The organism is Rhodoferax sp. RT4P68, from assembly GCF_056521305.1.
In genome coordinates this window covers 38143-61605 of the sequence record NZ_JBWMBB010000010.1, presented here as the reverse complement: position 1 = coordinate 61605, position 23463 = coordinate 38143, and the positions used below count along the sequence as shown (strand labels likewise).

The 23463-nt window shown below is 65.2% G+C and carries 25 protein-coding genes; 22 read left to right on the top strand and 3 right to left on the bottom strand.

Annotation, left to right across the window (positions count from 1 at the left end; translation table 11 throughout):
- Window positions 1–3: 3 nt before the first annotated feature.
- On the top strand, window positions 4–1056 hold the full coding sequence (locus AC099J_RS20655) for a DMT family transporter (RefSeq protein WP_479617163.1): 1053 nt from the start codon (window positions 4–6) through the stop codon (window positions 1054–1056).
- A gap of 65 nt (window positions 1057–1121) precedes the next feature.
- Here AC099J_RS20655 and AC099J_RS20650 read toward each other — a convergent pair whose 3' ends face one another.
- Entirely contained in the window at window positions 1122–2843 is a 1722-nt protein-coding gene (locus AC099J_RS20650; RefSeq protein WP_479617162.1) for a hypothetical protein, read from the bottom strand.
- A gap of 301 nt (window positions 2844–3144) precedes the next feature.
- Between AC099J_RS20650 and AC099J_RS20645 the strand changes: the two genes are divergently transcribed.
- From AC099J_RS20645 to AC099J_RS20585, 13 genes are all read left to right on the top strand, one after another.
- The gene (locus tag AC099J_RS20645; protein WP_479617161.1) at window positions 3145–3588 is read left to right on the top strand and encodes a hypothetical protein; all 444 of its coding nucleotides are present in this window, start codon (window positions 3145–3147) and stop codon (window positions 3586–3588) included.
- A 189-nt stretch (window positions 3589–3777) separates the two neighbouring features.
- The gene (locus AC099J_RS20640; protein WP_479617160.1) at window positions 3778–4242 is read left to right on the top strand and encodes a hypothetical protein; all 465 of its coding nucleotides are present in this window, start codon (window positions 3778–3780) and stop codon (window positions 4240–4242) included.
- Window positions 4243–4252: 10 nt separating this feature from the next.
- Complete coding sequence (locus tag AC099J_RS20635; RefSeq protein WP_479617159.1) at window positions 4253–4708, top strand: DUF302 domain-containing protein; 456 nt, start codon at window positions 4253–4255, stop codon at window positions 4706–4708.
- A gap of 50 nt (window positions 4709–4758) precedes the next feature.
- Window positions 4759–5082 (top strand): DUF2933 domain-containing protein, encoded by a 324-nt coding sequence (locus AC099J_RS20630; protein ID WP_479617158.1) that lies wholly within the window; start codon window positions 4759–4761, stop codon window positions 5080–5082.
- Window positions 5079–5735, top strand: a complete 657-nt coding sequence (locus AC099J_RS20625) for a methyltransferase family protein (protein ID WP_479617157.1) — start codon at window positions 5079–5081, stop codon at window positions 5733–5735. Before AC099J_RS20630 ends, AC099J_RS20625 begins: the two co-directional genes overlap by 4 nt.
- Before the next feature lie 20 nt (window positions 5736–5755).
- Window positions 5756–8149 (top strand): heavy metal translocating P-type ATPase, encoded by a 2394-nt coding sequence (locus AC099J_RS20620; protein ID WP_479617156.1) that lies wholly within the window; start codon window positions 5756–5758, stop codon window positions 8147–8149.
- 170 nt (window positions 8150–8319) lie between these two features.
- Window positions 8320–9012, top strand: a complete 693-nt coding sequence (locus AC099J_RS20615) for a DUF6629 family protein (protein ID WP_479617155.1) — start codon at window positions 8320–8322, stop codon at window positions 9010–9012.
- Between the two features lie 21 nt (window positions 9013–9033).
- Window positions 9034–9666, top strand: a complete 633-nt coding sequence (locus AC099J_RS20610; protein WP_479617154.1) for a LemA family protein — start codon at window positions 9034–9036, stop codon at window positions 9664–9666.
- A complete protein-coding gene (locus tag AC099J_RS20605; protein ID WP_479617153.1) occupies window positions 9663–10556 on the top strand; it encodes a TPM domain-containing protein in 894 nt (297 codons plus the stop codon). Before AC099J_RS20610 ends, AC099J_RS20605 begins: the two co-directional genes overlap by 4 nt.
- 2 nt (window positions 10557–10558) lie before the next feature.
- Complete coding sequence (locus AC099J_RS20600) at window positions 10559–11056, top strand: TPM domain-containing protein (RefSeq protein ID WP_479617152.1); 498 nt, start codon at window positions 10559–10561, stop codon at window positions 11054–11056.
- A gap of 86 nt (window positions 11057–11142) precedes the next feature.
- Window positions 11143–12189, top strand: coding sequence for a YVTN family beta-propeller repeat protein (locus AC099J_RS20595; protein ID WP_479617151.1), 1047 nt, complete (start codon window positions 11143–11145; stop codon window positions 12187–12189).
- Complete coding sequence (locus AC099J_RS20590; RefSeq protein WP_479617150.1) at window positions 12186–13484, top strand: MFS transporter; 1299 nt, start codon at window positions 12186–12188, stop codon at window positions 13482–13484. Before AC099J_RS20595 ends, AC099J_RS20590 begins: the two co-directional genes overlap by 4 nt.
- Before the next feature lie 61 nt (window positions 13485–13545).
- Window positions 13546–13995, top strand: coding sequence for a hypothetical protein (locus tag AC099J_RS20585; RefSeq protein ID WP_479617149.1), 450 nt, complete (start codon window positions 13546–13548; stop codon window positions 13993–13995).
- Here AC099J_RS20585 and cueR read toward each other — a convergent pair.
- Both cueR and AC099J_RS20575 read right to left on the bottom strand, forming a co-directional pair.
- On the bottom strand, window positions 13974–14396 hold the full coding sequence (cueR, locus tag AC099J_RS20580; RefSeq protein WP_479617148.1) for a Cu(I)-responsive transcriptional regulator: 423 nt from the start codon (window positions 14394–14396) through the stop codon (window positions 13974–13976). The two genes, AC099J_RS20585 and cueR, sit on opposite strands and share 22 nt — an antisense overlap.
- Window positions 14393–16882, bottom strand: a complete 2490-nt coding sequence (locus AC099J_RS20575) for a heavy metal translocating P-type ATPase (protein WP_479617147.1) — start codon at window positions 16880–16882, stop codon at window positions 14393–14395. The genes cueR and AC099J_RS20575 overlap by 4 nt, the downstream gene beginning before the upstream one ends.
- A gap of 174 nt (window positions 16883–17056) precedes the next feature.
- Here AC099J_RS20575 and AC099J_RS20570 point away from each other — a divergent pair, with 174 nt between their 5' ends.
- The 8 genes from AC099J_RS20570 (at window position 17057) to AC099J_RS20535 (ending at window position 23417) form a co-directional block, all read left to right on the top strand.
- Window positions 17057–17248, top strand: coding sequence for a heavy-metal-associated domain-containing protein (locus tag AC099J_RS20570; protein WP_479617146.1), 192 nt, complete (start codon window positions 17057–17059; stop codon window positions 17246–17248).
- Window positions 17249–17444: 196 nt separating this feature from the next.
- Window positions 17445–17843, top strand: a complete 399-nt coding sequence (locus AC099J_RS20565; RefSeq protein ID WP_479617145.1) for a DUF305 domain-containing protein — start codon at window positions 17445–17447, stop codon at window positions 17841–17843.
- 1058 nt (window positions 17844–18901) lie between these two features.
- Window positions 18902–20299, top strand: coding sequence for a TolC family protein (locus AC099J_RS20560; RefSeq protein ID WP_479617144.1), 1398 nt, complete (start codon window positions 18902–18904; stop codon window positions 20297–20299).
- Window positions 20300–20310: 11 nt separating this feature from the next.
- A complete protein-coding gene (locus tag AC099J_RS20555; protein WP_479617143.1) occupies window positions 20311–21681 on the top strand; it encodes a multicopper oxidase family protein in 1371 nt (456 codons plus the stop codon).
- 28 nt (window positions 21682–21709) lie between these two features.
- Window positions 21710–22213 carry a cupredoxin domain-containing protein gene (locus tag AC099J_RS20550; protein ID WP_479617142.1) on the top strand — a complete coding sequence of 168 codons (504 nt, stop codon included), beginning with the start codon at window positions 21710–21712 and terminating at the stop codon, window positions 22211–22213.
- The gene (locus AC099J_RS20545; protein WP_479617141.1) at window positions 22210–22668 is read left to right on the top strand and encodes a DUF411 domain-containing protein; all 459 of its coding nucleotides are present in this window, start codon (window positions 22210–22212) and stop codon (window positions 22666–22668) included. Before AC099J_RS20550 ends, AC099J_RS20545 begins: the two co-directional genes overlap by 4 nt.
- An 11-nt stretch (window positions 22669–22679) precedes the next feature.
- Window positions 22680–22994 carry a copper-binding protein gene (locus AC099J_RS20540; RefSeq protein WP_479617140.1) on the top strand — a complete coding sequence of 105 codons (315 nt, stop codon included), beginning with the start codon at window positions 22680–22682 and terminating at the stop codon, window positions 22992–22994.
- A gap of 39 nt (window positions 22995–23033) precedes the next feature.
- Entirely contained in the window at window positions 23034–23417 is a 384-nt protein-coding gene (locus AC099J_RS20535) for a hypothetical protein (RefSeq protein ID WP_479617139.1), read from the top strand.
- The last annotated feature ends 46 nt before the right edge of the window (window positions 23418–23463 follow it).

The following is a 23463-nucleotide window of genomic DNA, read 5'->3' as shown; positions in this document are numbered from 1 at the left end:
GCGATGCGGCGCGATCTGGCTTCACCCGCGCTGCGCGGAGGAGGGCTGGCGCTGCTGGCTGCGGCTCTGTTCGGCCTGAGCACGCCACTGGTGCAGGGCCTCGGGGCCGGCATCGGGCCGTTCACCACGGCGGCGCTGCTCTACGGCGGCGCCGCAGCGGTGGCGGCCCTGCTGCGCCGGCCCGCCACGCGCGAGGCACAGCTACGCCGTGGCGACCTGCCGCGCCTGCTGGCCATGGCCGGCATGGGCGCCGTGGTGGGGCCGGTCGCGCTGGCCTGGGGACTGCAACGCACCAGCGGTTCCAGCGCATCGCTGATGCTGACGCTGGAGGCCGTGTTCACGGCCATCCTGGCGTGGCGTTGGTACGGCGAGACGCTGGACCGGCGCGTCATCGCGGCCGTGGCGCTGCTCTTGTTGGGCGGTGTCGTGTTGGTGTTTGAGCAAGGCCTGGCCGGTCAGGTCCAGTTGCTCGGGCTGCTGGCCGTGACCGTGGCCACCATGGCCTGGGGTGTGGACAACACGCTGTCGCGTGGGGTTGCAGACCGAGATCCGGGTCAAGTTGTCATGGTCAAGGCCGTGCTGGGCACACTGGCCACCGTTGTCATGGCCTGGCTGTGGAGCGAGCCGGTGCCGGGCTTGGTGGCGGCATTGGCCTTGCTGGCGGTGGGTGCCACTGGCTATGGCCTGAGCCTGCGCTTCTACCTGCTCGCGCAGCGCGAGTTCGGCGCGGCGCGCACAGGTTCGGTGTTCGCGTTCGCGCCATTCATCGGCGCCCTGGGCGCCTTTGCGCTGGGCGACCGGTCCGGCTCATGGTTGATGGGCCTGGGTGGCGTGTGCATGGTCTGCGGCGTCGCGTTGCACCTGGCCGAGCGGCACGAGCACGCCCACACGCACGAAGCCCTCGAGCACGAGCATGCACACACCCATCACGACGGCCACCACACACACAGCCATGACCCGATGCCCACCGGCCTGCACAGCCACCAGCACCGTCACAGCCCTGTGGAGCACAGCCATGGTCACGTGCCCGATGCGCACCACGGGCACACCCACTGAACCATACCGGGCCACGCCACCGGGTCGCACCCCAGGTAGCGATGCAAGGGTGTATTGGCATCGGCCTACAGCAACGCCCGCATCTGGGCCCGTTCCGCAGCAGTGGGCCACGCTGGGTTCTCCAATGCGTCCTCAGGTGGCAGGCCCGCAGTGCGTGCCGGCACCAGACCAGCGCGCCCTTGGGCGTCGAAATGCACCAGGCTGTAGGTTTCGTTGACGACAACGTCCGGCGATCCGTCTTTCAAGCGCACATACCAGTCCGCCAGGCGCAAGGTCTGCCCCGCCATGGCTTGCAGCGTGGCCTCGCCGCGCGACATCGCAACGTACAAGGCATGGGGGACCGCGTGGACACCGCTGCCGTTGTCGAGCAGGAAGACGTAGGAAGCGTACGCAGCGTCGTGCGCGCCGGCCTCGCCCGTGCAGGCCTGCACGGCTCGGCCCGATGCATCGGCCGCGCTGTACACCGGCGCGAAGCCACCGCCCGGCGTGCGGAAGTTGGTGGTCTGCCCCTGGTACATCCGGGCGGCCACCCACTGCATCGCGCCATCGTAGGTGTAGGCGCGCAGGTCGAACTTCATCGCCTTGGTGGCCCGCTCGGACGCCGCCGCGTCCGGGTCGTCGATCACCCGCTCGCCGGGCGCGACGATGGCCTGGGCCACATAGTCCCCTGCCAGGATGTCTTGCCAGACCCGCTTGGTCAGCTTGTCTCCCCGGTAGGCCGCACGGCTGCCGAAGCCTGCGACGGGCTTGAAGAACAAGCTGCGGCGCGCATCCCACAAACGCTGTGCCTGCGCAGGCTCGACCAACTCGGTGCGAGGCACGTGCTCGAGCAGCGTGTGCTGCGTGGCTTGCGGTACGCCCAGCGCTTGCAGCCGCGCAGCGTCGCTGAACAGCGCCAGGTGCCGCTTGTCGGCGTACAGCGCATGGGCCTGCGGGTGCGGTGTCAGCACCACGGCATGCTGCAGGTACGCTTCACGCAGTGCGGCGCTGGAAGGCTCCTCCAGGTAGAAATCGGTCAAGCGGTTGTAGACCAGATCGATGGCCAGGTCGCCGTGCCACAGCACGCCGTCGCGCCACGCCAGCGCAGCCGGATCGGCGATGACCGCGCGCAAGCCATGCCGCTCGAACAACTGCTGGAACAGCAGAAACTCGGGGTAGAGGTACTGGCCCTCGGGTGCCACGTCGACGATGGCGATGCTGGCGAGCGGCCGCGTGCTGGCAGACGTGCCAGCCGCCCCTCGGGCCAACATCCATTCGTTCCGAAACATCGCAACGATCTGCTGCTCGAAGTTCACCACGCTGGCAAGCGTGGGCACCATGGCATGTACGGCTGCGCAGCAGGCTTGCTGCGCGCGCGCCAGCACGGCGTTGAGCATGGCCCCGCCGGCGTTGGTGTTGATCTCTATCAGTCCGAGATGTCCTTCGCTCAGATGGAAGTCGTAGCCGAAGAGTGCACCGAGCGGCGCCGGCGTGCCCAGCCTCGCAATCGCTGGCGCGGCGCCCAGCACCTGCTCACGATAGGCTGGCAGGGCCACCACTGATTCAACGGCCTGCATCACCTGCACCATGCGCCGCAACTGAGGGGCTGCCACGAACACCGGCAGCGCTGCGAAGAGATGCGGGCAGCGCTGCCGCAGCATGTCTGAAAGGCCCGGCTTGCCCAATTCCGAATCGAGGGCATGCGCCAGGGCCTTCTCATCGAGACTGAAGCAAAAGCACGCGCTGTTGAGCATGTCGATGGCGGTGCGGGCGGTCTCGCGCGGCGGCGGTTGCAGGATAGTGGTCACGGCTTGGTGTTGATCGTGGGGTGGGGAGACGCGCTTGCCAACTGACGGTCAGAAGGACGCGCAGCATTGCGCATGACAGGGTATCAGCGGCGCGTACTTCCAGTCCGTTCGCACCCCTGCCTGCCGGCAGTGCGAGAAAAATGCACTTCGTCATGTGCGGCAACGAACAGACGGCCTGGGCGACCAGCCGCAGTATTTGGATCATCAGTTTTCTGTCGTACTCCGCGTCCTGTTTGATGCAGGGCAATGTTCCTTGTGTCCACCTGCGTAGCATGCATCTTCCAATACCAGCATATTCACCATGAAGTTCTTCGGCAACACCCGCACCAAGCGCAGCAGCGCGTTGCTGTTGCTGTTGGTGTGGCTGTTTGCACTGGCTTCATCGGTCGCCAATGCCTGTTTGCTGGAGACGCACGAACCGCACGCCACGACGGCAGAAACTGCGCTGGTAGCGAGCGGCCCTGCGCCTGCCGAGCTACTCGCCACGGTGCGTATGGACCCAGGCCACCACGACGAGGCGGACGGCGCCAAGGCATCGTGTCTGAAGGCTTGTGACGACGGGACGCGCACCTTGCCCAAGACGTACGCGGGCGTTGACCACAGCGACCCCGGTCCGGCACCGCTGGTCGCGACACTGTGGACCGGTTCGTCGAACGTCCTGCCGGCGCCGCGCCAGCCGGATGACCTGGCGGAACCTACCGTCGGGCCACCTTTGAGGGTTCGCTACTCGCGACTTGCGCTGTAGCCCATGTGACGCTCGATCCGGGGCCACCGTGCTCCGCGTCGGCGTCCATCTTCCGTCCTGCCCTGATCCGTACTCGGCGTACGGATAGCACGACGAAGCAGCGCAACGACTGCGCGCGGTGCTTGCACCACACATCCCCATCCCGGTCGATTCCCGACCTGCTTTTTTCCAATGGACAAGGAGTCCCCCATGAAGTTCGTTCGCCCTTTTTCTCTCGCCCTTGCCCTTTCAGCCGTCGCTGCGCCCGGCTGGGCCACACAGCACGACCAGCACAAGGGGCACCACCCGGCGGGCCCCGCCGCTGCCGCCCCTGCTAAATCCATGCCCGGCAAGACCACGCCAGAGATGGCCCGGATGTCCAACCACATGAACGCCATGCAGGAGATGCACAACAAGATGATGGCTGCCAGGACACCCGAAGAACGCAATGCGTTGATGGGTGAGCACATGAAGACCATGCAGGAAGGCATGCGCATGATGAAGGGCATGGGCGGCATGGGCGGCATGGGCGGCATGGGCGGCATGGGCGGCCCCAAGAGCCCGCCGACCGACATGGCCGAGCGCCAGACCATGATGGAGCAGCGCATGGACATGATGCAGACCATGATGGAGATGATGGTCGATCGTCTCCCGCCAACGCCGGCCAAGCCGTGAGAGGGGCGCCATGACCGCTCCACACGACGACGCGTTGCCAGCGTCGAGGTACGGCTTTTATTGTGTCTTGCAGCCTCAGACCTTTGCCCAGGGCGTCGCACTTGTGACCGAGGCGCTCAAGACCGAAGGGTTCGGCATCCTCACCGAGATCGACATGCAGGCCACGATGAAGGCCAAGCTCGGCATCGATGGGCGGCCCTACCGAATCCTAGGCGCCTGCAATCCGCCACTGGCCCACCGCGCACTGGAGGCCGAGCCGGACATCGGCCTGCTGCTGCCGTGCAATGTCGTCGTGCGCGAGGAAGCGGATGGCCGCCTTGTCGTCGGCTTCATGGACCCGGTGGCGGTGATGCAGATGACTAGCCATCCGGAGATCGCCCGGGTCGCGCATGAAGTGCGTGAGCGGCTCGAGCGTGTTCGGTCAGCGCTGAGCGGCTCGGCCACCAACCTCCTTGTTCAGGACTGACCGCCACCCACCGCGGCGGCCATACGCAGCATGACTTTTGAAGGCTTCAGATGAATCACGACCATGCCCATCCACCACCACCGGCGCATCGGCCCGGTCATGACAGTGCGCCGCCGTCCTTTTGGCGCTCCCGATATGCAGTCGGTCTGCTCGTGTTCGGCGCGGTCGCCGCGTACTTCTTGCTGAGCGAACACCGCGCCCACTTCTTTGGAGCCTTGCCATTCTTGTTGTTGCTAGCTTGCCCGTTCATGCACATGTTCATGCACGGCGGACATGGTGGACATGGAGGAGGGCAGGGTCACCAGGCAGACGGCAGACAAGCTGCCGGTTCACCCGAATCCAGCCCTGCGCCCAGCAAGGGAGAGCAGCCATGACCCACGATGCTTTCGGCTACGGCCTGTGGACGCTGGTCGTCCTCAACTCGGCTCTGTTCCTGATGTTCGCGTTCAGCTTCTTCAAGCCACAGACCGGGCGCGACTGGCGCACCTTCGGGGCCTTCGCTGCCTTCATCGTTGCGCTCTTCGTCGAGATGTACGGCTTCCCGCTCAGCATCTACCTCATGTCAGGCTGGCTGCAGACGAGGTACCCCAACCTCGACCTGCTGTCCCACAACAGCGGTCATCTGTGGTCGACCATGCTCGGCGAAAAGGGTGACCCGCACTTCGGCGCCCTGCACATCGCGAGTTATGTGTTCCTCGGTTTCGGCTTCTACTTGCTGTCCAGCGCCTGGAACGTGCTGTACCACGCGCAGCGCCGAAACGAGCTGGCCAAGACTGGGCCGTATGCGCGGATTCGGCATCCGCAGTACGTGGCCTTTGTACTCATCTTGCTGGGCTTCCTGCTGCAGTGGCCAACGCTGCTCACGCTGGTGATGTTTCCGATCCTGCTGGTCATGTACGGCCGTCTTGCGATCACCGAAGAGGCAGACATGCGCCAACGATTCGGTGCCGAGTTCGAAGCCTATGCAGCCCGCACACCACGCTTCCTGCCGGCCTGGCGAACCCACGCGACGCGGCCTGCGGACTGATCGCTGACCAAGGAAGCAACATGAAAAGCCGCACCATCGAAGTCGGCGAACTGGTCTCGACCCTGAGCGCGGCGGGGGTCCTCCGGCAGCTTTCCACGCTGCCAGGTGTTCATCACGCCGAGGTCAACTACGTGGCTGGCAGCGCGACCGTTCACTACGACGAATCGCAGGTCACGGTGGATGCCATCCGGCAACGCGTTGTCGACTGTGGCTACCACTGTCGCGGTGAGCTGGTTCCGGCCCATCTCTGTGATGCGGCGGGCCACAAGCCGAGCGGCGATGCCCACGCAAGCCACGCAAGCCATGCCGATCATGCGGCGCCCGGTGTCCCCCCTTCCGGCCAGAAGGCCGACATGATGCATGACATGGGCCATGCGCCCGGCATGTCGATGCAGAGCATGGCCGACGACATGCGCAACCGTTTCCTGGTGGCCCTGGTGTTTGCCGTGCCGGTGTTCATCTACTCGCCAATGGGTGAGATGTTCGGCAACTTTTCCGTGCCGTTTGGGATGGACCGCAAGCTCTTTCTCTTCTTCGCGGCCACCGGGGCCATTGCCTACCCGGTCTGGCCGTTCCTGGTCGCAGCCGTGCGTGCGGCGCGCAGCAAGGTGGCCAACATGGCTACGCTGATCGTGCTGTCCGTCGGCACGGGCTACCTGTTCAGCGTGGGCGCCACGTTCTTCTACGAGAGCGAGGTGTTCTTCGAGGCATCGGCGGTGTTGCTGGTCTTCATCCTGCTGGGTCACTGGCTGGAGATGCGTGCCCGCGCGGGCGCGTCAGATGCGATCCGGGCGCTGATGGACCTGGCACCGCCCATGGCCACCGTCGTGCGCGGCGGCGTCGAGACGCAGGTGCCCACGGCGCAGGTCTTGGCCGGCGAGACCGTCGTCATCAAGCCGGGCGACAAGATCCCGGTCGATGGTGAAGTGACCGAAGGCAGCTCGCAGGTCGACGAGTCCATGCTGACGGGCGAATCGATGCCGGTGAAAAAGGTGGTCGGCAACCCCGTCATCGGCGCCACCATCAACAAGAGCGGCAGCTTTCGCTACAAGGCCACCAAGGTCGGTGCCGACACGGCACTGGCGCAGATCGTCAAGCTGGTGCAGGAGGCGCAGAACTCCAAGGCGCCGGGGCAACTGCTCGCCGACAGGGCGTCGCAGTGGCTGGTGCTGGCAGCCATCGCGGTCGGTTTGCTCACCTTCGCTGTTTGGTTCTGGGTGCTGGGCCAGCCGCTGCTGTTCGCGCTCACGCTGACGATCACGGTGTTCGTGATCGCCTGCCCCGATGCGCTGGGCTTGGCCACGCCGATGGCCATCATGGTGGGGACCGGCCTGGGGGCGATGAACGGCATCCTGTTCAAGAACGCTTCGGCGCTCGAGAACGCCACCAAGCTGACCGTCGTCGTCTTCGACAAGACCGGCACGCTCACCGTCGGTCAGCCCGACGTGGTGGAGATGGTCACTGCGCCCGGTGTCACCGAGGCACAGCTGCTCGCGGTCGCCGCCGGGGTGGAAAAGTTCTCTGAACACCCGCTGGCGCAAGCGGTGCTCAAGCGCGCTGGGGCCGCCCCGGTCGAGGTCGCGACGGGTTTCGCCAACATCGACGGGCAGGGCGCCCGCGCCACCATCGCCACGGACACCGTGCTTCTGGGCAACCGCAAGCTGATGCAGGCCGAGAACGTCAGCCCCGCGTCGATGACGGCGCTGGCGGCCGATGCCACGCGGCTTGAAGGTGCCGGTCGCACGGTGGTGCACGTGGCCCGCGCTGGCCAGCTCATCGGCCTCATCGCGATTGCCGACGCGGTGCGCCCCACATCGAAGGCGACGATCGCCAAGTTGCAGGAACGTGGCGTCAAGGTCGCGATGATGACCGGCGACAACCAGGCCACGGCCGAGCGCATCGGCAAGGAGCTGGGCATCGACATCGTGCTGGCTGAAGTGCTGCCCGGCCAGAAGGCCGCCAAGATCAAGGAACTGCAGGACCAGGGCCACAAGGTCGGCATGGTGGGCGACGGCATCAACGATGCGCCGGCCCTGACCCAGGCCGACGTGGGCTTCGCCATCGGGGCCGGCACCGACGTGGCGATGGAAAGCGCCCAGGTGGTGCTGATGAAGAGCGACCCCTACGACGTGGTCGGCGCAATCGAACTGTCGCGCGCCACGCTGCGCAAGATGCACCAGAACCTGTGGTGGGCGGTGGGCTACAACGTGATCGCCTTCCCTGTTGCTGCAGGCGTGTTCTACCCCTTCACGCTGTCGCCGGAGATCGCCGCGCTCTCGATGTCGGGCAGCTCGGCGGTGGTGGCCATCAACGCCCTGATGCTCAAGCGCACCAAGCTCCCTGGCATCAAGCGGGCGGGATCACCGGCTGCGACGACGACTGGCGCCAGCACCCCGGCCAAAGCGTCAACATGAGCGCATGGATGCGCACCCCCGACCCGGCTCCGCCAAGTGAGCAGCGGGGCGTGATGGTGCACCACCGTGGCGGCCGTATAACGGGCCGTTGCCTGTCGTCGGTCTGCAGTTTCGACGAGCGTCTCGCGTTGTGTCCCGGTTGCGCTGGGCGCCGGGAAGGGGAACGCTGAATGTGCTTTTCAGCCACGGCCAGTTTTGCTGCAGGCGCAGGTTTGCTCGGGATGGGCACGCTGACGCTGCGGTCGGCGCAGGCCACGCATGATCGGCGTGACTTGCCCCTCGGTGCGGTCCCGCTGTTGTTCGCCCTGCAGCAGTTGATCGAAGGCGTGGTCTGGCTGACGTTGAGCACGGATGCTCCGCTGCTGAACTCCGTCATGACCTACGCATATTCCTTTTTCTCCCATGTGCTGTGGCCGGTCTACGTGCCTCTGGTGGTATGGCTGGTCGAGCCACCAGGACGCCGGCGGCGCGTGCTGCTTGGGTTCGCATTGGGCGGCGCTGCAGTCGCCGCCTATCTGCTCTACATCCTGCTGGTCTACCCGGTGGTTTCGCGGGCAACCGGGCAGCACATCGAATACGTTTCACCGCACTTCTTCGCCGCCGCGACGATGACTTTGTACCTGCTGTCGACCACGGCGAGCCCGCTGCTTTCCTCGCACCGATGGGTCAAGGCCTTCGGGGCTCTGGCGCTGGTGGCCTTCGGTGCCGCGTACTACTTCTACGCGCAGTGGTTCATCTCGGTGTGGTGCCTGTTCGCGGCGCTCTTGAGCGCGGTGATCTATCTGCACTTCTCGCTTCGGCACGACCATGCCTTCGGTTCGCAGCGCGTTGCAAGCCGGCCCTCGACACGAACTTCCAATTGACCTCGATATCTGGAGAACTCCATGCGTAAACCAATTGCCATTCTGGTCGCCGTGACGGCCTTGAGCCTCAGCGGCTGCGGCTACAACACCTTTCAAACCACGGACCAGCAGGTCAAGGCGGGCTGGGCTGAGGTCGTCAACCAGTACCAGCGCCGTGCCGATCTGATCCCCAACCTCGTCAACACCGTGAAGGGGGAGGCGAAGTTCGAGCAGGACACGCTGACCAAGGTCATCGAAGCGCGCTCCAAGGCGACATCCATCCAGGCCACCCCGGAGCTGATCAACGATCCCGCAGCGTTTCAGAAATTTCAGCAGGCGCAGGGCGAGTTGACCGGCGCGTTGTCCAGGCTGATGGTGGTCTCGGAACAGTATCCGAACCTCAAGGCCAACCAGGGATTTCGCGACCTGTCAGCGCAACTGGAGGGCACCGAGAACCGGATCACCGTGGCGCGCAACCGGTACATCAAGTCCGTACAGGACTACAACGTGACGGTGCGGTCCTTCCCGTCCAACCTGACGGCTAAGGTGTTCGGCTACAAGGAAAGACCGACTTTTGCGGTTGAGAACGAGAAGGACATCGCGAAGCCGCCCAGCGTCGGGTTCGACACTGCGCCACCCAAGCCCGCTGGCCCAGGTCCGGGAGCGTCCAAATGATGGCAGTGGGCAGCTTGTACAGGGCTTTCGAGTTCGGCAGATCGCTGCTGTCTGCAGGCTTGCTGATGTGTGCATTGGGCTGGTCCACGCACAGCGCAGCGCTCGTCGCCGTGCCGCCCCTTTCAGGGCATGTGATCGACCAGACCGGCACGCTGACCGAAGAGCAGAAGGCCGCGTTGGAACAAACGCTCGCCGCGTTCGAAGCCCGCAAAGGCAGCCAGCTGGCCGTGCTGATGGTCGCCTCGTCAGCGCCGGAAGAAGTCGAACAGTATGCGCTGCGCGTGGCCGAGCAATGGAAGCTTGGCCGCAAGAAGGTAGACGATGGCGCGATCCTCGTGGTTGCCAAGAACGATCGCGCGATGCGCATTGAGGTGGGTTACGGCCTGGAGGGAGCGCTGAACGATCTCACCAGCCAACGCATCATCAGCGAAACCATCCTTCCGCGATTCAAGAGCCAGGATTTCTATGGCGGCATCACGGCCGGCGTTGAACAAGTCATCCGCGTGGTCGACGGCGAGGCGTTGCCGGCGCCGAGCGTCCGGTCTAGTCAGGGCGTTGGCGATGTTCAGCAATACGCGCCCACACTGTTCATTCTGGCGCTCGCGATCGGCGGCGTGCTGCGCTCTAAGCTGGGCAAAGTGCCCGGCGCGCTTGTCACGGGCGGTGTGGTGGCGGGGATCGCTTGGTTCGTGGTCGGCGCCCTTTCGATGGCATTGGTCGCGGGCGTGGTGGCGCTGCTCTTGACCCTGGTTGGGGGTGGCATGCTGGGGCGCGGCATGGGTGGCCACTACGGCGGCGGTGGTCGTGGCGGTTATCGCGGTGGCGGTGGCGGCGGCTTCAGCGGTGGCGGTGGCGGCTTCGGTGGCGGCGGTGGGTCGGGAAGGTGGTAGAGATGAACATCCAACGCATCGCGCGCCACCTGCTGACGACCGACGGCCAGGTGAGTCGAAGCTTCGGCCCCGGCATCTTGACCAAGATCGAAGCGGCCATCCAGGCCAGCGAGGCCGAGCACGCCGGAGAGATCCGTTTCGTGGTCGAAGGGGGACTGGACGGAGCACCGTTGTTCAAGGGCCAGTCGGCCCGAGAACGTGCGATCGATCTGTTCTCGCACCTGCGTCTCTGGGACACGCAGCAGAGGACGGGCGTGCTGATTTACCTGTTGCTCGCGGACCGGGCCGTGGAGATCGTTGCGGACCGGGGGATCAACGCCAAGGTGGATTCGCAGGTATGGGGCACGGTCTGCCGCCAGATGGAGGCGGCCTTCAGGCAGTCGAACTTCGAGAGTGGCGTGGTGGCTGGCGTGCAGGCGGTGACGTGGCAACTGAAGGCGCACTTCCCCTTGGACATCCACGACCGAAACGAGCTGCCGGACAAGCCGGTGGTGCTGTAGGGCACCCGCGCCGAACCCCACATGATGTCTTGCAGTCAACGCGGGCGCCGTAGCGCCTGCCCAATGTCTTTTCCAGGAGTTCGCACATGATCACCAGCCATATCAAAAGCTTGCTTGTTGCCACCCAGTTCGCCGTGCTCGCCATTGCCGGGTCTGCATCTGCAACGACGGGCAAGGTCTACGTTGCCGATGAAGGGGCGAACACGGTCAGCGTCATCGACGCGGCAGGCTTCAAGCAGACTGGCAGCATCCCGGTCGGGCTGGGTCCGCACAACGTGCAGGTCTCCCCCGACGGCAAATGGGTGTGGGTTACCAACAATGGTGAGCCCGCCAAGGCGGCAGAGATGCCGGCCAAATCAATGCCAAAGGCCGAGCACGGGGCGATGGCGGGTGCCGGCGCGGTGTGGGTCATCGATGCCAGCACCGATGCGGTCGTCGCCAAGGTGCCCGTGGGCAAGCATCCGGCCCATGTGGTGGTGGCAGACGATGGGCGAACCGCCTACATCACCAATGGCGGCGACAACACCGTCAGCGTCGTGGACACCGCGGCTCGGCGCGTCGTCGGGGTCGTCGCTGTCGGTGCTTCGCCCCACGGCCTTCGAATCACGCCTGATGGCAAACAGGTCTGGGTTGCCAATCTCAAGGACGGCACGGTGTCGGTCATCGATGCAGAGGGGCAAAAGCCTGTCGCTCACATCGCGGCAGGGAAAGGCCCGGCGCAGGTAGGTTTCACGCCGGACGGCCGATGGGGTTTTGTATCTTTGTCTGGCGAGAACAAGGTCGCGGTGATCGATCCGGTGAGCCGCAAGGTGATCCGCAAAATTGCAGTCGGACCGGTGCCGATCCAGTTGCACGCGACGCCTGACAGCAAGCTCGTCCTTGTCGCCAACCAAGGCACGCCGAAGAAGCCGGGCACGACCGTCAGCGTGATCGACGTGGGGAGCATGAAGGTGGCCGGGACGATCACGACCGGCGCCGGGGCGCATGGGGTGGTAGTGAATAGGGACGGGCGGCATGCCTTCGTGACCAACACGTACGCCAACACCGTGTCGGTGATCGACATTGTCAATCGCAAGGTGGTCGCGACGGTGCCGGTCGGTCGAGGCCCGAACGGCATCAGCGTGGGACCATGAAGGCGCCGCGACCCCGCACAAGCGAGCTGGGACCTGTACAGCTGGGGTGGTTGGCGGGCTCGGTCTTCATCGTGTCCGCCGGCTATGGGTCACTGTTGCCAGTGTTGCCGGGGTGGCTGATGTCAGTGGTACCGAATGCGAGCGCCGCTGAAGTCGCCCGCCACGTGGGATTTCTCAGCAGTGTTTACGCGGCGGGCGTTCTGCTCGGGGCACCACTGTGGGGGATCGTCTCGGACCATCTGGGGCGCGGCCGCATCCTGATCATCGGGCTCGTCGGGTACGTCACCAGTTCGCTGTTGCTGTTGGCCCTCTCGATCGCCGTTGAGTCGGGTCTCGCGGGCCTGTATGCCCAGCGGGGAGCCACCGGCTTCTTCGTCGCGGCCATCGTGCCTGTGGTGGCTGCGCTGGTGGCCGAACACACGCCCCCGGACAAGCGGGCGCGGCGCTTCGCATGGTTGGGAGCCATGTCGCTGCTGGGTTTCCTGTTCGGCCCCGCACTCAGCGCTGCGGCCAATGCAGTCGGGCCATGGGTCACCGGTGTAGCGGTCTCTGCTGCGCTGTCGGCCCAGGTTGTCTTGGCGCTATCGGCCTTGCTTGGCGGGGTGATGATGGTGGGGCTGTTGGCCAGCTTGCCAGCGGCATCTGACCATGACGCACCAGCGCAAGCCGAGTCGGCGAGTCCCTTACTGGGGAACCCGGTCGGGTTGCTCTGGTTGAACGCGACGGTGATGTTTGTGCTGGCTGGCTTTGAGTTAGGCATCGTGCTGCAAGGTCAGCAACAGGCCGGCCAGTCTTCGCGACAGGCCGCGATCATGCTCGCGGAGTGCAGCCTCGTCATGTTGGGCATCAACGCACTGCTCTTCGTCACGTCGCTGCTCGAGAAGATTGCTGCGCGCGTCTTGATCAGTGCGGGCCTTCTGTTGGCTGTCGCAGGGTTGGCCATCCTGGCTGTGGGTCATGCAGATGCCTGGATGTACCTGGGTGTCAGTCTGACCTCGGCAGGTACTGGGCTGGTGCTGCCCGTGATTGCGTATTCGGCCGCTAAGTCTTCACCGCGAAGGCTGGGCGTCGTGATGGGCGCCTTGACTGCAGCAGCCGGGCTCGGCCAAGCGCTGGGCTCGGCCGCAGGGGGCTGGCTTTTCGGCCTTGTTGAACATCTCAGCTACGGGTTGCTGGCGCTGCCGTTGCTCGTGGTGTTGGGACTTCTGCTGGCCCGGCCGAGCTGGTGGTCACTGCACGCCACCAATGCCGTCACCGATCTAGCACAGCGGCGCGACTCCCATGTGGCGAACTAAGTGTCTCGGGACCAGCGCCAGGCAAGCAATCGATGCCGCGACGGGCGCGCCCGAGTTCAACGTGGCGGTCTTCGCATTGCTGCTCAATTTCGCCTGGGAGATCTTGCAAGCTCCCTTGTATGCCGGCATGGCCGACATGCCGCACGCGCAGGCGACAAGGGCGTGCTTGCAGGCTACCGTCGGCGACGCGGTGATCATGCTGCTTGCATACGGCCTCGTCGCTGCTGCCGCGCACAGCCGCCTCTGGATCGTGGCAGCGACTGGCTGGCAACTGGCCTTGTTCACCGGGGTCGGCGTTTCGATCACCGCCGCCATCGAATGGCTGGCGACGCGCGGTCAATGGATCGGGACTTGGCGCTACCTGCCGACGATGCCGTTGGCGCCTGGCACCGGTATCGGCATGGCGCCGCTGCTGCAGTGGGTCCTGCTGCCGCTGGTGACCGCATGGTTCGTCCGGCGACAACTCTCGCACCGGCCGGAAACTGTCGCTCACGAGGCAACTGACGCGTGACCGGACAGTTCGTCGAGGATGGGACAATCCGGGCGGTGGTCACCTTGGCAACACTCGGCCAAGTGCGTTAGAGAGTCGCGCATTTGAGCCATCGCCGCCATGCGAAGCTCCAGATCAGCGACATGCTGCAGCGCAATGCGTTTCACTTCGGCGCTGGCGCGTCGACGGTTCTGCCAGAGTTTCAACAGTTCGGCGATCTCGGCCATGCTGAAACCGAGATCGCGCGCACGGCGTATGAAGCGCAGCGTGTGCACTTCTTTGTCGCTGTAGCGACGGTACCCGGCGTCGGTGCGCGCCACCGTCGGCAGCAGACCGAGTGACTCGTAGTGCCGCACCATCTTGGCGGACACCCCCGAACGCGCAGCGGCCTCGCCGATGTTGAACTGCTCGGCGTTGTTCATCGCGGTGCTCCCTTCCAGCGCCGCAGCAGCAGCGCGTTGCCGACCACACTGACACTGCTGAAAGCCATTGCCGCACCCGCGATCACCGGGCTCAGCAAGCCGAACGCGGCCAACGGAATGCCCACCACGTTGTAGATGAAGGCCCAGAAGAGGTTCTGCCGAATCTTGGCGTAGGTGCGGCGCGAGATGTCGATGGCGTCGGCCACCAGCGCCGGGTCGCCGCGCATCAGCGTGATGCCCGCCGTGTGCATCGCCACGTCGGTGCCCGTGGACATGGCGATGCCGACGTCGGCAATGGCCAGCGCGGGCGCGTCGTTGATGCCGTCCCCGACCATCGCGACGCGGTCGCCACCGGCTTTCAGCTTCGCCACGATGTCGGCCTTGTGCTCGGGCAACACGTCAGCATGTACATCGGTGATGCCCAGCGCCTGCGCTACGCCTTTGGCGCTGCCAGCGTTGTCGCCCGTGATGAGCGCCGAGCGGATGCCCATCTTCTGCAATGCCGTGACAGCCGCTGCTGCACTGGCCTTCGGGGCGTCGCCAAACGCCAGCAGGCCCAGCAGACGTGGTAGGGACGGGGGCAAGGCTGGTGCCTGTGCCGATGCGCTTGCTGGTGGACTGGATGGCAACCCGGAAGACGGCACCTCGGCCAGCCAAGACACCGTGCAGCCACGCGCCTGCCATTCGGCCGCCGCGTCGGCGAGCGTCGTCGTGTCCACCTCCAACTCCTGCATGTATCGGCTGCTGCCCAGCCGCAGCTCGCGCCCCTCCACGACGGCCGCGACACCACGGCCCGACACGGCGCGCACGGCCGTTGCGGGCGCCATGGCCAGCCCTTCGCTTCTTGCCGTGTTCAGCACGGCCGAAGCCAGCGGATGCTCGCTGCCGGCCTGCACCGCAGCGCTGGCAGACAGGAGCGCGGCCCGGTCGGTCCACGCGGCTGGCAGTGCTGCCATCAGTTCCGGCTTGCCGACGGTCAAGGTGCCGGTCTTGTCGAAGGCGACCACCGTCACACCGTGCGCCACTTCCAAAGCCTCTGCGTCCTTGATGAGGATGCCCACCTTGGCGGCGGCACCGGTTCCCACCATGATGGCCGTCGGCGTGGCCAGGCCCAGCGCGCAGGGACAGGCGATCACCAGCACCGCGACGGCGTTCAGGATGGCCGCTTCCCAGTCGCCCGTGGTCAAGCCCCAGCCCAGCACGGTGACCAGTGCGATGCCGATCACCACCGGCACGAAGACCGCGCTCACCCGGTCCACGAGCCGTTGGATGGGCGCCTTCTTGGCCTGTGCCGATTCGACCAGGCGCACGATGCGCGCCAGCGTCGACTCGGCGCCCACCGCCGTCGTTTTCACCACGAGCAGGCCTTCTCCATTGACCGCGCCACCGGTGACCTTGTCGCCGACGTGCTTGGCCACCGGCAGGCTTTCACCCGTGATCAGTGATTCATCGACGTCGCTGCTGCCTTCGATCACCTGGCCGTCCACCGGCAGGCGCTCGCCGGGACGCACGACCACGAAGTCGCCGACGCGCACCTGCGCGACGGGCACCTCGGTATCAGCGCCGTCCCTGCGCAGGCGGGCGGTCTCAGGGCGCAATGCATTCAGCGCCCGGATGGCTTCGGTGGTCTGGCGCTTGGCGCGGGTCTCCATCCATTTGCCCAGCAGTACCAGCGTGATCACCACGGCCGAGGCCTCGAAGTACAACTGCATGCTCTGGTTGCCGTAACGCAGCAGTTGCACCACGCTCAGACCATAGCCAGCGCTGGTGCCCAAGGCGACCAGCAAGTCCATGTTGCCGCTTCCCGCCTTGAGCGCCTTCCAACCCGCACGGTAAAAGCGGGCGCCCAACCAGAACTGCACTGGGGTGGCCAGTGCGAGCTGGATCCAGCCGGGCAGCATCCAGTGCTGGCCAAACAGCAGGCCGACCATCGGCAACACCAGCGGTGCCGAGAGGGCCGCAGCGACCGCCACGGGCCACCATTCCGACGTTCGCCCGGTGGCTGCGCCGGCCCCGGCGTCCCCCCCGGACTCGGCATGCCGTGGCCGCGCCACGTAGCCCGCGCGCTCCACTGCAGCGATGAGCGCTGCCTCGTCGATCTGGCGCGCGTCCAGCGTGACGGACGCCGACTCGGTGGCCAGGTTCACTTCGGCCCGCAACACGCCCGGAACGCGCAGCAGGGCCTTCTCGACACGCGACACACACGACGCGCAGGTCATCCCGTCGATGGCCAGCGTCACGCTGCTTTCGCCGACCGTGTAGCCCGCCTTCTCGACGGCAGCGCGAAGGTCCGCGAGGTCGAGGTCCGGGGCCGTCCGGACGCTGGCCGCCTCGGTCGCCAGATTCACACTGGCTTCGACCACGCCGGGCAGTTTCTGCAAGGCGCGCTCGACGCGTCCCACGCATGAAGCGCAGGTCATGCCTTCGATGGGCAGGCTCCAGTCGAGCAGAGCGCCGGGCTGAAGGGGTGCGATGGCAGAGTTCATGGTGGAGAGCCCGAGGTTGCGTATGGCGGCCAAGTCTCAGGCTTCCCATCATGGGAATGTCAAGGCACGCCGCGCTAGAAACCCTGCATGGAACAGGGACTGCCACAAGTTCGCTTGACCCTACCACCGTGGCAAGGTCGAACATGCCTGATTTCACCACCTGAAGGATCAACCATGCTCGAACTGACGCTTCCCTCCATGACATGCGGCCATTGCGTCGGTGTCGTCACCAAGGCCATCAAGCAGACCGACCCGCAGGCTGTGGTCGAAATCGATCTCGCCCGCCACCGCGTGCGCGTAGACACCTCGGAAGACCGCGAGACGTTAGAGGCGGCAATTGTCGAGGCAGGCTACACGCCAGCGTGACGACCTAAGGATATCGGCCAGCGTGCGTGCCTACGCTACGCTGTCTCGCCCTCCTACGCGGTCATGAGCGCCGAGTTGTAGATTGAAGCGCGATAGTGCGGCGACAAGATTCCGGCGAATGGGCTTGAGCATTTCTGCAGTGACAGCCCGGCCGCCATGGCGCACTTCGCACTCAACGCGTTATTTGGAGAACTTGATGGATCGCAAGATCAATACCCTGAGGGCCACGTGCCTTGTGCCGTTGATGGCCCTTTGGATTGCAGCAGCCCAGGCCCAAACTGCCCCTGCCCCTGCTACGGCGCCGGCCGCCAACATGCCCATGGGTCAGATGCACAAGGGCGCTGCTGGGCCGCATGACATGAAGGCGTCCATGATGATGGGCATGGATGCCATGCAGAAGATGTCGATGACGGGTGACACCGACAAAGACTTCGCCATGATGATGAAGATTCACCACCAGCAAGCGTTGAACATGGCGGAGATGGAGCTTGCCAACGGCAAGTCGCCCGAAATGAAGGCCATGGCCAAGCAGATCATCGTGGCGCAGAAGAAGGAGATTGCGCAGTTCGACAAGTGGCTCGCCAAGCAAAAGTAGATTGGCGGAGGAGCACCGTATCGTGTTGTACGGCCAGAAAAATGGTGCGGGTTTTGGCATACACCGGGTGACAAATTTGTCATCTGCCTTGCGCCTCTAGGTCAACCTTGGACTGATACAGTTGTGCCTGATGTTGAGCTGTAGTGACCGCTTCGCCAACCCTGCGCCATTTCCGTTTTGAAGTTCCGCTCGGTAAGTTGCCACCTGCTCTTCGCACTTGTCCACCTGTGAACCAACTCCGCTATTGGCTGCTGATTCTTCTGTGCGCGCTTCTCCCATTGAGGGGCGTGATGGCGGCGGCCATGCTGTGCCCGCCTGGAGTTGACGACGCGCCGAGTACTCAGATGCTGGTGATCAAAGATGCGCCAGCAGCCCATGGGCACGGCGGTGCATCGACGCACGCACACGACCAGGCGGCCCCAGATGCGCCCCATGCCGTTCACGATCACTCCGACTCCACATCGGCTCAAGACAAGTGCACCATGTGTGCAGCTTTCTGCTCGCTGACACCGGCGCCGCTCGGCCAAACCGTCTTGTTCACGCCTGCGGACGTGGCCTCGGCTCCATCCGTCCTGATCTCCTCACACCCCCCGAGCTTTGTGCCGGGTGGTCTTGAGCGTCCACCACGAAGCATCTGACCCAGCGAGGCCTCCGATAGAGGCCTGATGGGGCTCGCGCGTACACCGCGCGGGCACGTGCCGACCTGACTGTCGGCGTTCAAGATGTCTTCGAACCATGAAAAACTTTCTTCCGTGGCTGGCGCCTACCGTGGCGCTGAGCCTGCCGTTGGGCGTTTTTGCCCAACCAAGTTCTGACGCCCAAACGGCCACTCCTTCGCCACAGCTGTCCTACCAGTCCGCTTTCTCCGACTACAAGCCGTGGACGGACATCAAGGCGGGCGACTGGCGCCGGCTGAACGACGATGTGGGCAAGGCACCCGGCGGATCTGGCCACGGCAGTGGTGCCGCCCCCGCCTCGCATGCGCCAGGCCAGATGCCTGGGCACGCTATGCCGATGAACCCGGGCCATCAGGGCCATCCGATGCCAGGAGCCAAACCATGATGCGCATCACCGTGGCAGCAAGCGCTGTTCTGGTCCTGGCAGGCTGCGCTTCCTACTCGCCCGACGGCGGCATGGGCCGCGTGTCTGATCTCACCAAGGAGAGAATCGGGCAGTCGGTCGCCCTGCAGCGAACCGATCAGGATTCGAGTGCAGCCAAGCTGCGCGTCGCAGACCTCCTGCAGCAGCCCTTGAGCGCAGACACCGCCGTCGAACTGGCGCTGCTCAACAACCGTGGGTTGCAGGCCAACCTCCACCAGCTCGGCATCGCCGAGGCCAATTTGGTGCAAGCGGGCCGGCTCGCCAATCCATTGCTGAGCTTCGGACGGATGTCGGGTTCCGGTGTCGTCGAGATCGAGCGCGCAGTGATGTTCAACATCCTGAGCATCATCACCATGCCGAGAGCGACGCAGATGCAGCAGCGCAACTTCGAGCAGGCGCAGTTCCAGGCCGCCTACGAAGCCGTGGGCGTCGCCTCGGAGACGCGTCGCGCTTACTTCGGCGCCGTGGCGGCACAGGAGCTGGTGCGCTACTACAGCCAGGTGAAGGAAGCGGCGGATGCTTCGAACGAGCTGGCCAGGCGCATGGTGTTGGCCGGAAATTTCAACAAACTGGCGCAGATGCGCGAGCAGGCGTTTTATGCAGACGCGACCGCGAGCTTGGCCAGAGCGCAGCAGCAAGCCCAAGCCGAGCGCGAGCGGTTGACCAGGCTGCTTGGCTTGTCAGGCGAGCAGCTTGGCTTCAAGCTGCCAGACCGGCTGCCCGATCTGCCGAAAGCACCAACGCAGCCGGTGGATGCCGAGCGGACAGCGCTGGACAAACGGCTGGACGTGCTAATGGCCAAGCGCGCGGCGGCCTCTACTGCAAGCGCCTATGGACTCACCAAGGCCACCCGCTTCATCAACGTGCTGGAGGTGGGCTACACCAACAAGAGCGAAAGTGGAAGCCCGCGGGCGAACGGGTTCGAGATCGAACTGGAGCTTCCCTTGTTCGACGTCGGATCGGTGCGGACCAACCGGGCCGAAGCGGTGTACCTGCAGGCGGTGCATCGCACAGCGGAAGTGGCCGTCAATGCCCAGTCCGAGGTGCGCGAATCCTACGGAGCCTACCGCACGGCCTTCGACCTGGCCAGGCACTACCGCGACGAGGTCGTGCCGCTGCGCAAGCGCATCTCCGAGGAGAACCTGCTGCGCTACAACGGCATGCTGATCAGCGTTTTCGAGCTGCTGTCCGACTCGCGCGAACAGGTGCGTGGGGTTGCGGATTACGTGCAAGCCCTGCGCGACTTCTGGGTCGCCGAAACCAATCTGCAGAGCGCATTGACGGGCCGGTCACCGGGCGGCAGTGCGTTGGGTGCTGCGCCCGGCGCTGCCTCGGAAGCGGCCGCTGGCCATTGAAAGAAATCCACATGTCGAACCGCAGAAACTTTTTCAAGACGGCCGGTGCCGTCGCCCTGGGCGCCACGGCTGTCAGCCGCGTCGGTGCCGCATCCCTCCCGGAGGCGGTCTACCAGACGTCGCCTGCCATGCAACCGCTGCTGATGCCCAGCACGGGCCGGCCTTACAACCCGGTCGCCACGCTGAATGGCTGGAGCCTGCCCTGGCGCATGCACAACGGCGTCAAGGAATTTCACCTGGTCGCCGAGCCGGTCGTGCGTGAATTCGCGCCCGGCATGAAGGCCAACCTGTGGGGCTACAACGGCTCCAGCCCGGGGCCGACCATCGAGGCGGTGGAAGGCGACCGGGTGCGCATCTTCGTCACCAACAAGCTGCCCGAGCACACCACCGTGCACTGGCACGGCATCATGCTGCCCAGCGGCATGGACGGCGTCGGTGGCCTCACGCAGCCGCACATTCCCGTCGGCAAAACCTTTGTCTATGAGTTCACCTTGCTGCGTGCCGGCACGCACATGTACCACCCGCACGCGGACGAGATGACGCAGATGGCCATGGGCATGATGGGCATGTTCATCATCCACCCCAAGGACCAGCGCCAGATGCGCGTGGACCGTGATTTCGTCTTCCTGCTTGCGTCCTACGACATCGAGCCCGGCGCCGCCACGCCGAAGACGGCTGAGATGACGAACTTCAACATGTGGACCTGGAACAGCCGCGTGTTCCCGGGCATCGACAGCCTGGTGTGCCGCACCGGCGACCGGGTGCGCGTGCGCGTGGGCAACCTGACCATGACCAACCACCCGATCCACATGCACGGGCCGCACTTCTATGTGACCGGCACAGACGGGGGCTGGGTGCCTCCGTCGGCCCGGTGGCCGGAGGTGACCACCGACATCGCGGTCGGCCAGATGCGGGCCTTCGAGTTCGATGCTGCCGCAGGCGATTGGGCGATCCATTGCCACAAGTCGCACCACACGATGAACGCCATGGGCCATGACGTGCCCAACATGATCGGCGTCGACCACAAGGGCGTGGCAGAGCGCATCACCAAGCTGGTACCCGACTACATGGTGATGGGCGACAAGGGCATGGCCGACATGGGATCTATGGAAATGCCGCTGCCCGACAACACCCTACCCATGATGACCGGCACCGGGCCTTTCGGTCCGCTCGAGATGGGCGGCATGTTCAGCGTGGTGAAGGTGCGCGATGACGTGCGGCCCGGCGACTACAAGGAGCCCGCGCCCTACAAGCATCCGGCCGGCACCGTGTCCTATGAGTTCCAGGGCGAAGTCCAGCAGCCTGCCCGTGCACCCGCGCCCGCAGCGGACGCCAACACGCTCACGGTGCGCAAGCCTTCGGGCGCCCATTCCGGCCACTGATCGATCCCACCTCGAAAGACATCACACCATGTACATCGCCACCAAGAAGCTTCTCGTCGCCTTCGCAGCCGTCGGTGCCCTCACCGCTGCCAACCTGTCGTTTGCCCACGGCGACGAAACCCACAGCACGCGCAAGTTCGATGCTTCCAAGGTCGAGCCGACGGCCTTCGGCCAGGAAGGCGACCCCAGGAAGGCAACGCGGACGATCACGGTCGACATGGCCGACACCATGCGCTTCACCCCGGCGCAGATCACCGTCAAGCGCGGCGAAATCGTCAAGATCGTTCCCAGGAACAAGGGCCAGGTGCTGCACGAGATGGTGCTCGGCACGCCAGCGGAACTCAAAAAGCACGCCGTGGAGATGAAGAAGAACCCCGGCATGGAGCACGACGAGGCCTACATGGCCCACGTCAAGCCCGGCCAGAGCGGCGAGATCGTGTGGCAGTTCACCCAGGCGGGCGAGTTTCAGTTCGCCTGCTTGCTGCCCGGGCATTTCGAAGCCGGCATGGTCGGCAAGGTGACCGTCAAGTGAAGCGCCGCAACGTCGTCCTTGCGCTGGCTGTGGGTGCGGCGGCGCATGGCCTGCCGGCTCTTGCCGCCACGTCCCTGCCGCCGATGGAGGTGTTCAAGAGCCCGACTTGCGGTTGCTGTGGCGCGTGGGTGGATCACCTGAAGGCGGCCGGCTTGGTAGTGAAGGTCACAGAGGTGCAGGACCCTTCGAACGTGAGCCGCAAGTACGGCTTGCCGGACAAGTTCGGCAGTTGCCACACCGGCATCGTCAACGGCTATGTGGTCGAAGGCCACGTACCTGCGGCCGAGGTCAAGCGCTTGCTTGCCATGAATCCGACCGCCATCGGGCTCGCCGTGCCGGACATGCCGGTCGGGTCGCCCGGGATGGAGATGGGGGATACCCGAGACCCCTACGTCGTTCTGCTGATCGACAAGCGTGGGCGCGAGACCGTCTTTGCCCGCTATCCGCAATCTTGAAGGAAACCACCATGAAGCTCTCTCACATCCTCGCCGCCGCCGTTCTCGCCACCACCCTTGGCGCACAGGCGCAAACCCAAACCGCACCAGCATCGGCAGCCGCTCCCATGGTCGAGGGTGAGGTCCGGAAAATCGACAAGGAGCAGGGCAAGATCTCCCTGCGCCACGGGCCGATTCCGAACCTCGACATGGGCGCCATGAGCATGGTGTTTCGCGTCGCGGACCCCAAGATGCTCGACACGGTGAAGGACGGCGACAAGGTGAAGTTCACGGCTGACAAGATCAATGGTGCGTTCACGGTCATGTCCATCCAGACCGCCAACTGAGGCCGCGGCTGAGCCACCGGCGCTAGACTGCGCACCTCCATGGGCCGACGCTTGTTCCACCGCCTGACCACCACGTTCTGCGTGGTGCTCTCGCTGCTGTTCGCGCAGCTGGCGTTGGCGAACTACGTCTGCCCGGCCCAGCAGACCGCAGCCGCCATGGCCGAGAGGATGGCCGCAGGCGAGCCTTGCGAGGGCATGGACGCGGAGCAGCCGGCCCTGTGCGCGCAGTTTTCTGCTGGTGCGCCGCAATCGCTGGACACCGTGAAGGCCCCGGCGGTGGCGGCGCCGCTGCTGCTGCAACTGTTCGTGCTGCCGTTCACGTTGCTGCCCGCAGACGCGCAGGTCAACCGCTGGACGGCCGTACCGCGGGCGCGGCCACCCCCGGCCGCCGTCTTTCTCGCCACGCTGCGACTCAGGGTTTGAATCACTCCGTTGACTGACAGGCGCCGGTGCGGCACGACCGCATCCG